Raw genomic sequence first — 12259 nt, forward strand, 5'->3', positions numbered from 1 at the left:
TGCTTGCGGGGGATCGGCTGGCGGCGTCATCGCCGTGCCCGTTGCCACCCTCTGGGCCGTATCTTAGCATGCGTGCCGTACTCGATGGAACGGCGTCACGGTTTGAACGTCCAATAGCGGCCGGCGACCGTATCGACGGGGTCGAGAAAGCGCTGGTCGGCGCGCGCATGGTTGCGTATCAGATAAAACATGTCGGACAGGGCCGAGCGCTTTTCCGCAAAGTACGAGTGCTTCATGAAACTCGTGTCGACCCCGGTGGCGTCGATGGTTTCCACGCCTGCCACGATCAGCATGCCGGCGCCGCTGTCGCCCGCGCGCGGGTAGCCGTGCACGGCTTTCGAGGCGGCCAGGGCCAGATCTTGCGACGAGGCATATAAAGTGACGGGGTTGCGCGCGCCGGCCAGCTTCGGCGCGATATCGTGCTTGAAGACGGCCGCGTCGATATCGGGCGCGGAGAGGATGATTTCCGTGATCTTTTGCGCCAGCTGCGGCTGCGCGGCCAGCAAATCGGCCACGGCCCGCGCCAGGCCCCGGTTGCCCATGCTGTGGCCCACCAGATACACTTGCGCCGCCTCCGTGCTGGCGAGAAAGTCGGCCAGGAAGTTGGCGAGATGGGGCGTGCTCCACTCGATATTGTTTTCATCGATGGTGTAGCCGGCCACGTCGCCGCGCGACGGCCAGCTGTAGAACACGGGCGCGCCATCGAAGCCCAGGTCGTAGGCCATCTGTCCCGTGCGCCGCGCCGCATCCTCGAAACTCACGTTGTAGCCGTGCACGAAGACAAAGGCGCTCTTGCCGGCCGAGGCGCGGATCTGCGTTCTTAATGCGGCAAAGAAATTGTCGCGGTCTTGCACGTCGGCCGACAGCAGCACCACGTGCTTGGCCGGGTCGTCGCGAAATTCCAGGCGCCACAGCGAAGGCGATTCCAGCTGGCCCATGCGGTGGTCGCGGGGAATGCTGACGTCGCAGCTGCCATAGCTGAGCGGGCCATCGCCGCCGCCATTGCCATTGCTCACTCCTTTGCTGCGTTCGCCGCTGAAGCGCTGTGCCGGCGGCTTGCCCACGTCGCGCTGGCGGTCTGTGGCGAAATACACTTTCACCACGGCATAGTTTGACACGACGGCGCTTTTATCGGCAGGGGCGGGCGCGGTTTCCACCTCCGGCAGCGGTGACGGCGGGCGCTGCACCGCATCGAGCAAGCCTTGCGCGGCAAACAGGGTTTCCATGTCGTCCGGCACTTTCGCGGCCGACAGGGCGGCCGACAGGGCCAGTTGCAGCTGGGTATTGGCCGGTTCGGCTTCCAGCGCGGCGATGGCGGCCAGGATGGCGGCGGCGCCGTCGAACTTGGCGATGGCTTGCTTGAGGCGTTCATAGTGGCTGGCGACGGCTTCGAGAGCATGGCCGGGCGCGCCATGCCCGATGGCTGCCACGACGGCGGAAGTGATCAAGTCCATGCGCCACCTGCCTTTCAGGTCAATCTGGATTGAATGTCAACCCATATTGCCATAAAAGCACGCGGAAAGCGACTTGTCCAGCGTCCCGCGCAGCGGGCCTGTCAACGGTCAATGCTGCTTGTCGTCGCTGAACTGCTGCGCCAGGGATTGCAGGGGCGCCACCGTCAGGCCGCCGCGGCTCACGTGCTCGGGGATGGCCACGCGCACGGGCTTGCTTTGCATGTTGGACGACGATAAGACGTTCGTCGTCGTTTCCGGCGCCGCATTCCACACGGGATCGACGATGCCTTCGAACACATGTTTCAACTGTTCGCCCCACGTATCGCGGATCATGCGGAAATACTGGTTCTTTTCATCGATGGTGACGAAGCGCGTGACGGCCAGGCTGCCCGTCTCGTAGACGAGCAAGTCCAGCGGCAAGCCGACGGAAATGTTCGAGCGCAAAGTGGAATCCATGGAAATGAGCGCGCACTTGGCAGCCTCGTCCAGGCGCGTGAATGGATTGATGACCCGATCGATGATGGGCTTGCCGTATTTCGCTTCGCCGATCTGGAAATACGTGTTTTCATCGTGCGATTCGATGAAATTGCCGGCCGAATACACCTGGAACAAGCGGCAGCGCTCGGCGCCTATCTGGCCCCCGAGAATGATGCTGACATTGAAATCGATGCCGCAGTCGGCCAACGCCTTCGCTTCGCGCAGGTGCACGGTGCGCACGGCTTCGCCCACGATGCGGGCCGCGTCGTACATGCTGGCCACGTTCCAGATGCTGCGCCCGTCCGCATCCACGTGTTCGGACACGATCTGGCGGATCGCCTGCGAGATCGACAAATTGCCGGCCGTCATCAAGACCAGCATGCGGTCGCCCGGGTTTTCGAACACGCTCATCTTGCGGAAGGTGCCCACCTGGTCCACGCCGGCGTTGGTGCGGGAGTCGGACAGGAAGACCAGGCCTTCGTTCAGGCGCATGCCTATGCAATAAGTCATTGTCGTAAATCAAATCAAAAGGGGAAGCATTTTACACCAGCCGGGCCCGGTCTACCGCCTGCAAGCCCCGGCCAGCCTCATTCCTGTCCGTTTACACGGGCACGATCTGCACATCGACTCTTAACGTTTCCGTGCCGCCACCCTGGCGCACGCCCCGCACGGGCGCGGCCGAATCGTAGTCGCGTCCGATGGCCAGGCGGCAATACGCATCCGTCATCAGCCGCGCATGCGTGACGTCGATGCTGACCCAGCCCGCGAAATCCGTGTCTTCCGCCCAGGCGTCGACCCAGGCATGGCTGGCCGCGTGGCCCGTCGTGCCCGGATCGATATAGCCGGACACATAGCGGGCGGGGATGCCCCAGGCGTGGCAGCACGCGAGGAACAAATGGGCGTGGTCCTGGCACACGCCGCGCCCCAGGGCCAGGGCGTCGCCGGCCGTGGTGGTGACCATGGTGGCGCCGCTTTCATACGCGACCTTGCCGACGATGTGCTCGGCCAGGCGCAGCAAATGGCCCGTGCCGGCCGTCACGCGGCGGTCCGGCAGGCTGGCGGCCGTCAGCTCGAGGATGGCCGGGTTGGCCTGGGTCAGCGGCGTCGGCATGGTAAACAATAGCGGCGACAGGGTATCGACCAGGTTCAGCCGTCCCTTGTGCGGGTAGATGGTTTCCACCACGCCGTGCGCCACCAGGCTCAGCGACTGATGGCTGCCGTTAATCGTCAGCATGTGCGACAGATTGCCGTAGGCATCCGTGTAGGCGTGGCACTGGCCCGGCGTGGAAATATGCCAGGACAGGGCGCGCTGCTGCGGCTCGATACGCGGCGTCAGGTGCAGCTGCTGGATGGTGTAGGCCAGCGGCGCACTATAGGCGTAATGGGTTTCGTGGCGGATGGTGAGCTGCATCAGGCCGCCAAGGGAACGAGGAAGTCGCGGCTGACCCGGTTGCCCAGGTCATAGATGTTTTCCAGAAATTCCGTCAATGTATGGTGCAAGCCCGCCTTCATGATGTCGTCGATATGGCCGAATTTCAGCTCCGCATGCAATTTGCCGGCGAAACGCTCCGTATCGGCCGACACGTCGTTGCGGATATGTTTCAGGTTTTCCACCACGTCATCCATGCAGGCCAAGAGCGACCTGGGCATGTCGCCGCGCAGCATCAGCAATTCCGCCACCCGGGCCGGCGTGATCACGTCGCGGTACACTTTGCGGTAGATCTCGAAGCCGGAAACGGAGCGCAGCAGGGCCGCCCAGTAGTAGAAATCGCGCTGGGTGATGTCTTTCGACGTGTCGCGCGCGCCGTGGAACTTCACGTCGAGGATGCGCGCCGTGTTGTCGGCCCGCTCCAGGAAGGTGCCCAGGCGGATGAAGTGGATGGCTTCGTCCTTGAGCATGGTGCCCAGGGTCACGCCGCGCGACAGGTGCGAGCGGTATTTCACCCATTCGAAGAACTGGCTGGGGTCCGTTTCCAGCAGATTGCTCTTCAGGCGCTTTTGCATGTCGAGCCAGGTGGCGTTCTGGATTTCCCACACTTCCGTCGTCAAGGTGCCCCGTACGGCGCGGGCGTTTTCGCGCGCGCCCGTCAGGCAGGCGAGGATGGAAGACGGGTTGTTCGGGTCGCGCACCATGAAGTCGAGCACGTCGCGCGTGTGGAAGCGGCCATATTTGTGGTCGTAGGCGCTTTGCAGCTCGGAAATGCCCAGGGTGGCGCGCCAGCCTTGCTCCGCGTCCTGCTCGGACTGGGGCAGCATCGACGTTTGCATGTTGACGTCCAGCATGCGCGCCGTGTTTTCCGCCCGCTCCGTGTAGCGGGCCATCCAGAATAAATGATCGGCGGTGCGGCTCAGCATGTTTTCTCTCCTGCAAAAGCGGATGTGGCTTCCAATACCCAGGTATCCTTGGTGCCGCCCCCTTGCGAGGAATTGACCACCAGCGAGCCTTCGCCGAGCGCCACGCGGGTCAGGCCGCCCGGCACCATGGAAATCGTCTTGCCGGACAGCACGAACGGACGCAGATCGATGTGGCGCGGCGCGATGCCGGCCTCGACATACGTGGGGCAGGCGGACAGGGCGAGTGTCGGCTGGGCGATGTAGCCGCCCGGATTGGCCAGCAGGCGCTGGCGGAAATCCTCGATCTGCGCCAGGCTGGACGCCGGCCCCACCAGCATGCCGTAGCCGCCCGCGCCATGCACTTCCTTGACGACCAGTTTCGGCAAATTCGCCAGCACGTAGGACAAGTCGGCCGGTTTGCGGCACTGGTACGTCGGTACGTTGTTGAGGATCGGTTCCTGCGACAGGTAGAATTTGATCATGTCGGGCACAAAAGGATAGATCGACTTGTCGTCGGCCACGCCCGTGCCGATGGCGTTCGCCAGGGTCACGCGTCCCGCGCGGTACACGGACAGCAGCCCCGGCACGCCCAGCGAGGAGTCGGAACGGAAGGCCAGCGGATCGAGGAAATCGTCGTCGACCCTGCGGTAGATGACGTCCACGCGCTTGGGGCCGCGCGTCGTGCGCATGTACACGGAATTGTCGTTGACAAACAAATCCTTGCCTTCCACCAATTCCACGCCCATTTGCTGGGCCAAAAACGCATGTTCGAAGTAGGCGGAGTTGTACATGCCGGGCGTCATGACGACGACCGTGGGGTCATCCACGCCCATCGGGGCGACGGAACGCAAGTTGTCGAGCAGCATGTCCGGGTAATGGTCGACTGGGGCGATGCGGTTGCGCGCGAACAGTTCCGGGAACAGCCGCATCATCATCTTGCGGTCTTCCAGCATGTAGGACACGCCGGACGGCACCCTTAAATTGTCTTCCAGTACATAGAATTCGCCCTGGCCGGCGCGCACGATGTCGACGCCGGCGATATGCGCGTAAATGTCGGAAGCGACGGCGATGCCCTGCATTTCCGGGCGGTACTGGGCATTCTTGTAGATTTGCTCGGCGGGAATGATGCCCGCCTTGATGATGTTTTGCTCATGATAAATATCATGGATGAACATGTTCAAGGCTTGCACGCGCTGCACCAGGCCCGTCTGCATCTGCGCCCATTCGGCGGCGGGGATGATGCGGGGGATGGTGTCGAACGGAATCAGGCGTTCCGTGCCGGCATCGTCGCCGTACACGGCGAACGTGATGCCGACCCGGCGGAACGTCAGGTCGGCTTCGGCCCGCTTGCGGGCGATGGTCTCGGGCGATTGCTGTTCCAGCCAATTGCTGAATTCACGATAGTGTTCACGTACCTTGCTGTCCGTCCCCACGTCATTTGCAGTCATTTCATTGAAAAAATTTGCCATGTTGTGATTTCCCTTGAGCCGTGTCTGGGTATAGCTCAGCAGGAAGCGTGCCAACAGGGCGGGCGTGAACAGGTGTAAAGATGACCACTTTTGTGGCGTCGCGCCATTCCACGCACCAATTCGGTGCGTTAGGCGCCACTCTTGGGGACGTCGGCGGACGGGACGAAGGGGCGGCAATCGACGGGCACGTCGAAGATGAAGCTGGTGCCCGTTTCGGACGCGCTGTCGACGGCGATGCTGCCGCCGTGGCTTTCGGCCACGCTTTGCACGAAGGGCAGACCGATGCCCCAGCCTGGCGCGGGGCTGTCGTTTTCGCGGCGCAAGTAGTCGAAGATGCGTGCGGCCTGCTCCGGCGCGATGGCCTGGCCGCCATTGTGGACGGTGATGATCAGGCGTTCGTGGACCGCTTCCACGTGCACGCTGATGGGCGTGTCGTCGCCATACTTGAGGGCATTGCCGAGCAGGTTTTCCAGCGCGCGCCGCAGCGAGTTCTCGCACCACCAGCCGACGACGGCTTGCCCGCTGACCCGGCATTTGTCCGGCCGCTGCAAGTTGACCTGGCCGGCCACGGCGTGTACCAGCGGCAGCACATCGAATTGGCTCAGCACCAGCGGCAGTTGCTGGCCCTGGTGATAGCTGAGGCCATCGAGCAATTCCTCGATCATGCTGTCGAGCCGCTTGCTGTGCTCGACAATCTTGTGCGCCAGCAATACCACCCGCTCCGGGTCGGCTGGCCGCAGCAGCAGCTGGGCGCTGGTGCTGATGACGGCCAGGGGATTGCGCATGTCGTGCGACAGGCCGGCCGCGACGCGGCGCCGTAAGCTTTCGTGCATGCTGGTAAATTCGCGTATCGATTCGCGGATGCCCACGTCGATCGACTTGTTGATCACTTGCCAATCCTTGCTGCGCAAGGTGATGCCGGACTCATGCGCAGTGGCGGCGAAGCAGTCGCGGAAGATCTGGTATTCCTGGATCACCTGTTCCGGGCCGTAATTGGTCATGCGCGCCCGTTCGTTGCCATGCACGGCGGGCACGTTGCTGTTGCTGGCGGCGTTGTCGCGCGGGTGACCGGGGGTGAGGGCTTCGGCCAGGTTGTCGAAAAAGGCCGGCAAGGTATTGATGAGTATGGGCGTGAGCAACTGGTCCGCGCCGCGCACGCTGGCGCGCACGCGCTGTTCCCAGGCCTCGAGGACGGCGTCGCGCATGGCGAAGATGCGCTGCGCGCGCTGCAATGGCTGGTGCGCGCCGGCCTGGCGACCCGCGTGCTGATCCGTGCTGATGCTCACCTGGCCTCCCTGACCGCAGTGACTATGCTTGCAATAGTATGCGCCTAATCAGCCGCCGGGGAAACGCTTTATTGTCCAGTATCGGCCTGGCGCACGGCCGCATACAGGCGGGAAAGCGAGGCTGACCACTCGGTCAGCGAAAAGTTCTGTGGGTCATCATGACCATTCGCAAACCCTGTATCGAGCACGGCGTGGAAGGCGGGAATCAGCCACGTGCCCTTGCGCACGCTGGCGGCGATATACAGCAGGGCCAGGCGGTCGTATTGGGCCGGCGTAAAGCCGGGATCGGGCGCCAGGCCATCGTTGCCCTTGCCGCCGCCGGGCACGGAGTTGCGCGGCTGCACCAGTTCCACGTGCAGGAACAGGCCCGTCAGCGACGGCTTGTCCTTTTCCAGCTTGCTGGCATAGCCGGCCGTGCCGAAGTCGCGCACGGCCAGGGAACCGCCCAGGCGGTTCACGTAGACATGGCCTTTCGGACCGCCGCCCAGCGCGGGGTTACGTATCGTGAAATCGTTGAAATCCCAGCTGGCGTCGTTGATGTGCTCGGGAATGGTTTCTAAGAAGAAATTCGGGTAGCTGGTGTCGTGGATGACGAAATAGCGGGCCATCGGCGCCGCCAGCCGGCCCACGGCGCGCGACAGCGGTGCATCGACGGCGCCGCCCACGTCCGCCTCGGCGATGCCTTGTTCCGCCAGCCAGGCGCGCAGGCGGGCCGGAGCGATGCCCGCGCGCTGGCCGATGCGGGCGGCCAGAAAGTCCGGCAGCGGCGCGCTGTCGCCCAGGCGCGCATACAGTTTGACGGGACGCAATAAACACGTGGCTTGCGCCCGCGCATCGCCCTTGAAGCCGCTTTTCCAGGCCGCATACGGGCAGGCGGCTTGTTTTTGGGCAGCGGCGGGCAGGGACAGGCAAAGCAAAAGCAGCAGGGCAGGGAGTCGTTTCATGTCGGCATTGTCGCCGAAGCGCGGCTTGCGGCACAGGCGCGCACACATAAAAAAAGCTGCCCGAAGGCAGCTTTTCGTCGGGCGACAGGCGCGCGGTCTTTAAAACGCCACGCTGGCCGACACCACCACGGTGCGCGGCGCGGCCAGCACCAGCGAGCCGATATTGAAGGACGACACGGCCGACGACCAGTAATTGCGGTCCGTCACGTTGTCCACGCGGGCGCGCAAGGTCACGTCACGGCCCGCCACTTGCGTCAGGTAGCGCGCGCCGATGTCGAGGCGGGTCCACGATGGCAGTTGCCTGGTGTTGGCCAGGTCCGCGTATTGCGTCGAGGTGTAGATGGTGCGGGCGTTCAGGGTCAGGCCCGGCGCACCGGGCACGTCCCATTCGCCGCCAACGCTCATCTGCGTTTCCGGCGCGCCGATGGGTTTCTTGCCATTGTTGGCGGCCACGCCGGTATTGCTGAGCTTTGCATCGAGCCAGGTCAAGCCGCCCAGCAGGCGCACGCCCTGCATCGGCGTGCCGAAAACCGACAATTCCAGGCCGCGGTTGCGCTGTTCGCCATCAAGTTCGGCCCGCTTGCCGACCACGGCCAGCAAAGGCTTGCTTGTCGTGAACAGGGCGGCGCTCATGCCCAGCTTGCCGCCGTCATACTTGACGCCGATTTCCTTCTGCTTCGATTTATACGGCGCAAACACCTCGCCCATGTTGTCGACATTGAGCTGCTGGCCGTTTTCCACGTACGTTCCCGTGGCCGCCGGTCCCTTGACCAGCGCCTCGATGTAGTTGGCGTACAGCGACACGTCCTTGCTGGCCTTGAAGACGATGCCAGCCACGGGCGTCGTGGCGCTCTCGTCATAGGCCTTGCCTTGCGGCGCCGAGGTGTTGTAGTCGTAACCGGCATCCTTGATCTGCTGGCGGCGCAAGCCCACGGTCAGCAGCAGCTTGTCGTCGAGGAAGGCCATGGTGTCGGCCAGGGCGTAGCTGTTGAGGATGGTTTTCTGGGTGATGCGCGGGTCGCTCATGATGCCGCCCGTGTATGGCGTCGGCGGCGCGGTCACATCCGCCGGTGCGTAAATGTTGGTGGCAAACTTGTCGCCGATCGCATACGCGTTCTTCGCTTCATTCCAGTGCCCTGACCAGCTGGCCACCAGGGTGTGCTTGACGGCGCCCGTAACGAGCTTGCCGCGAATGCCCAGTTCGCCCGTGCGGATTTCCTGCTTGCGCGCATTGTCGAAGCGTGACACCTCGGCGTCGCCATTGATCGAAGTCAACGTCGGCTCGGCCAGGCTGTTGGCTTCCCTGGTCGAGCGGGAGCCAAATGCGGCCCAGGCCACGACATCCTTGGCCAGATCCACTTCGGCGCGCGCCGTGCCGAACACATCGTGTTCCTTCGAATAGCTCCACGGCTGGGCAAAGTTCTTCGACGCATCGGGTGCGGATGGCAGCACGGCCACGCTGCCAATGCCGACGGACGGGCGCGGCGATGTCAGGTCGAAATTCTGGTAGCCGGCGTCGGCCGACAGGCGGTAGCCGCGGCCGCGATAGTCGAGGCCGACCGAAAACATGCCCACGTCGTGGTCTTCGCGCTGGATGCCGGTCTCGCCCTGGCGCTTGGCGGCGTTCACGCGCACGCCGAATTCCTGCTGCTCGCCAAAGCGGCGCGCCACGTCGATGGCCGCATAGGCGTGGCCGCCCGATTCCACGCCCACGGTCAGTTCCGTCAGCGGCGCGTTGCCGGCGCGCTTGGGCATCAGGTTGATGGCGCCGCCGATGCCGCTGCCGCCCGGCGCCGCGCCATTCAGGAAGGCGCTGGCGCCACGGAACACTTCCACGCGCTCCAGCAATTCCGGCGAGACATATTGGCGGGGCAGCACGCCGTACAGGCCGTTGTACGCGACGTCATCGGAATCGAGGGCGAAGCCGCGGATCACATACACTTCCTGGAAATTGCCATAGCCGCGCGACATGCGCACGGCCGGATCGCTCTGCAGCAAGTCGCCCACGCTGCGCGCTTGCTGGTCGGCAATGAATTGCTGCGTGTAACTGGTGCTGCCGAATGGCGAGTCCATCATGTCCACGGCACCGAGGATGCCCATGCGCCCGCCGCGCGCCACCTGGCCACCCGCATACGCCTTCGACAGTCCTTCCGCCGACGCATCGGCCGAGGCATTGACGACGACCGTGGGCATGGTTTGCGCGTCGCCGGCCGGCGCGGTTTGCGCGTGGGCGGCGGCGCTGGCCAGCAGGAAGGCGGCCAGGGCGAACGGGGTAGGGACGAGGTGGAAGGTGCGCATGGTATTGTTTGGATATTAATGAGAATGATTATCATTATATTCCAGCGCAGCGCAGCGCGTGGGAAAGTGTGAGAAAGCGAGCAAAAAAGTCGCCATTCGTACAACACCGGGCAGGCCAGGGTGCTGGAATCCGGCGGAAAAAGGCGCGCCAGGCGATACCTTGTGGATTTATTAATGTACATATTCAAGTTTCGCTAGAATATGCCATCGCGCCCCGCGCCCACAGGACACCGCATGCCATTGCTTCGCCATTTACCGTCCGCTTCCATGCGCATGCGCATACGGGGCGGCTTGAGCCTGAAGGGCGCGGCCGTCGCGCTGATCCTGTCCATGCATGTGCTGGGCCTGTATTTCCTGCTCTTGCCGGCGCGGCAACTCAAGCAATACACGGAAGTGGCGTTCATGACCTTGCTGCCGCCCCGTGCGCTGCCGCAGACGCCGCCGATGGCCTTGCCGATGCCCATGCCGGCTCCTTCGCCGCGCGCGCGGGCTGTCGCGCCGCCCGCCGCGCCGCCCGTCTTTTTCGCGCCGCCGCCCGTGGCGGCGGAAGCGATCACCGTACCGGCCGAGGAATTTCCCGCCGCGCCGGCCACGGCGCCTTCCACGGCCGACTTGCGCACGCGCGCCCGGCTGGCCGCGGGCGCCGCCGACAAGGCCCTGCGCGGCGAACTGAAACAAGACAAACCCTGGCTGGCCGCAGCCGACCTCAAGGGGGAAAGCAGCTTCCAGAAGCTGGTCGCCTCCGCCTGGCGCGGCGGCCCCGTCCTCCGCGTCGAGGACTACCTGACGGCCGACGGCCGGCCCGCCACGCGCGTCGTCAGCGCCGGCGGCGCCACGTGCTTCGGCATGGCCGAGAACCCGGGCTCGGGCGCCGACCCGGCCCGGACGGGCGGCAAGGTCAAACGCGTGCCTTGTCCGGGCTAAAGTTTCCAAGCGGTACACGGTTTTCACGGCAATTACGGGCGCTCAGCCCCGGCTGGTTCCCAACTATGCTAAGTTGCGTCTGCAAATCTTGTCGACACGACCCAGGACGCCCATGCCACCCGAACTCCTCATCCTCGCCCCCAGTCCCTCGGCTGCCGTCAACGCGCAGCTGGAACAGCAATACACGTGCCACCACGCGTGGCAAGTGCCGGCGGACGAGCGCCACGCCTGGCTGGCCCAGCGGGCACCCGGCATCCGCGCCGTCGTCACGACGGGCGCGCTGGGCTTGAACGCCTTTGATATGGCCTTGCTGCCGAACCTGGAAATCGTCGCCGTGAATGGCGTGGGCCTCGATGGCGTGGCGCTCGACCTGGCCCGCGCGCGCGGCATCGCCGTCACCACCACGCCAAACGTCTTGACCGATGACGTGGCCGACCTGGCGCTGGCCTTGCTGCTGGCCAGCGCGCGGCACGTCGTGGCGCTCGACCGTTTCGTGCGCGACGGCGGCTGGGAACGGCGCGAGGCCATCGCCCCCGCATCCAGCCTGCGCGGCAAGACGGCCGGCATCTTCGGCTTCGGCCAGATCGGGCAAGCCATCGCGCTGCGTCTGGCCGCCTTCGGCGTCAACGTCCGCTATTTCCAGCCGCGCGCCATTCCCGGCGCGAGTGCGCCACGCGCCGCATCGCTGTTGGCCCTGGCGCAGGAAAGCGATTACCTCATTGTTTGCGCGCCGGGCACGCCGGCCACGCGCAAGAGCATCGACCGCACGGTGCTCGACGCGCTCGGTCCGCAAGGCACGCTGATCAACATCGCCCGGGGCGCCCTGGTCGATGAAGACGCCCTGATCGCCGCCTTGCAGCAGGGCCGCCTGGGCGCGGCCGGCCTCGACGTGTTTGCGGACGAGCCGCGCGTGCCAAACGCCCTGCGCGCCTTGCCGAACGTGGTGCTCATGCCCCACGTGGGTAGCCTGACCGTGGAAACGCGCCATGCGATGGGGCAACTGGTGGTCGATAACCTGGCCGCCCACTTTGCCGGCTTGCCGCTGCTCACACCCGTGCCTTGACGCTGCCGCC

Annotated in this window: 10 protein-coding genes; 2 read left to right on the forward strand and 8 right to left on the reverse strand. The window is 64.6% G+C overall.

What is annotated here, in order from left to right; genetic code table 11:
• Positions 1 to 95 precede the first annotated feature (95 nt).
• The 8 genes from BZG29_RS28675 to BZG29_RS15110 form a co-directional block, all read right to left on the reverse strand.
• A complete protein-coding gene (locus tag BZG29_RS28675; protein ID WP_077404310.1) occupies positions 96 to 1454 on the reverse strand; it encodes an alpha/beta fold hydrolase in 1359 nt (452 codons plus the stop codon).
• A gap of 108 nt (positions 1455 to 1562) precedes the next feature.
• Positions 1563 to 2441 (reverse strand): peptidase, encoded by an 879-nt coding sequence (locus BZG29_RS15080; RefSeq protein ID WP_077404313.1) that lies wholly within the window; start codon positions 2439 to 2441, stop codon positions 1563 to 1565.
• Between the two features lie 91 nt (positions 2442 to 2532).
• Entirely contained in the window at positions 2533 to 3342 is an 810-nt protein-coding gene (locus BZG29_RS15085; RefSeq protein WP_077404315.1) for a transglutaminase family protein, read from the reverse strand.
• Positions 3342 to 4286, reverse strand: coding sequence for an alpha-E domain-containing protein (locus BZG29_RS15090; protein ID WP_034787425.1), 945 nt, complete (start codon positions 4284 to 4286; stop codon positions 3342 to 3344). Before BZG29_RS15090 ends, BZG29_RS15085 begins: the two co-directional genes overlap by 1 nt.
• Positions 4280 to 5734, reverse strand: coding sequence for a circularly permuted type 2 ATP-grasp protein (locus BZG29_RS15095; protein WP_077404318.1), 1455 nt, complete (start codon positions 5732 to 5734; stop codon positions 4280 to 4282). The genes BZG29_RS15090 and BZG29_RS15095 overlap by 7 nt, the downstream gene beginning before the upstream one ends.
• 128 nt (positions 5735 to 5862) lie before the next feature.
• On the reverse strand, positions 5863 to 7020 hold the full coding sequence (locus BZG29_RS15100) for a HAMP domain-containing sensor histidine kinase (protein ID WP_077404321.1): 1158 nt from the start codon (positions 7018 to 7020) through the stop codon (positions 5863 to 5865).
• Positions 7021 to 7088: 68 nt separating this feature from the next.
• Positions 7089 to 7964, reverse strand: a complete 876-nt coding sequence (locus BZG29_RS15105; RefSeq protein WP_150130921.1) for a hypothetical protein — start codon at positions 7962 to 7964, stop codon at positions 7089 to 7091.
• Positions 7965 to 8063: 99 nt separating this feature from the next.
• Positions 8064 to 10262: a TonB-dependent receptor gene (locus tag BZG29_RS15110; protein WP_077404326.1), complete on the reverse strand. Its 2199-nt coding sequence runs from the start codon at positions 10260 to 10262 to the stop codon at positions 8064 to 8066.
• Between the two features lie 234 nt (positions 10263 to 10496).
• On the opposite strand from BZG29_RS15110, the gene BZG29_RS15115 reads away from it, so the two are divergent.
• Both BZG29_RS15115 and BZG29_RS15120 read left to right on the forward strand, forming a co-directional pair.
• Positions 10497 to 11186, forward strand: a complete 690-nt coding sequence (locus BZG29_RS15115; protein ID WP_150130922.1) for a hypothetical protein — start codon at positions 10497 to 10499, stop codon at positions 11184 to 11186.
• Between the two features lie 112 nt (positions 11187 to 11298).
• Entirely contained in the window at positions 11299 to 12249 is a 951-nt protein-coding gene (locus BZG29_RS15120; RefSeq protein ID WP_077404332.1) for a 2-hydroxyacid dehydrogenase, read from the forward strand.
• Positions 12250 to 12259: the final 10 nt, after the last annotated feature.

This window comes from Janthinobacterium sp. LM6 (genome assembly GCF_002002885.1).
In the GTDB taxonomy this organism is placed as follows: Bacteria; Pseudomonadota; Gammaproteobacteria; order Burkholderiales; family Burkholderiaceae_D; genus Janthinobacterium; species Janthinobacterium kumbetense.

Excerpts from the sequence above, each read along its gene's own strand:
- BZG29_RS15080 (WP_077404313.1), bottom strand. The coding sequence starts at position 2,441 with ATGACTTATTGCATAGGCATGCGCCTGAACGAAGGCCTGGTCTTCCTG.
- BZG29_RS15105 (WP_150130921.1), bottom strand. The coding sequence starts at position 7,964 with ATGAAACGACTCCCTGCCCTGCTGCTTTTGCTTTGCCTGTCCCTGCCC.
- BZG29_RS15090 (WP_034787425.1), bottom strand. The coding sequence starts at position 4,286 with ATGCTGAGCCGCACCGCCGATCATTTATTCTGGATGGCCCGCTACACG.
- BZG29_RS28675 (WP_077404310.1), bottom strand. The coding sequence starts at position 1,454 with ATGGACTTGATCACTTCCGCCGTCGTGGCAGCCATCGGGCATGGCGCG.
- BZG29_RS15115 (WP_150130922.1), top strand. The coding sequence starts at position 10,497 with ATGCCATTGCTTCGCCATTTACCGTCCGCTTCCATGCGCATGCGCATA.
- BZG29_RS15110 (WP_077404326.1), bottom strand. The coding sequence starts at position 10,262 with ATGCGCACCTTCCACCTCGTCCCTACCCCGTTCGCCCTGGCCGCCTTC.
- BZG29_RS15120 (WP_077404332.1), top strand. The coding sequence starts at position 11,299 with ATGCCACCCGAACTCCTCATCCTCGCCCCCAGTCCCTCGGCTGCCGTC.
- BZG29_RS15085 (WP_077404315.1), bottom strand. The coding sequence starts at position 3,342 with ATGCAGCTCACCATCCGCCACGAAACCCATTACGCCTATAGTGCGCCG.
- BZG29_RS15095 (WP_077404318.1), bottom strand. The coding sequence starts at position 5,734 with ATGGCAAATTTTTTCAATGAAATGACTGCAAATGACGTGGGGACGGAC.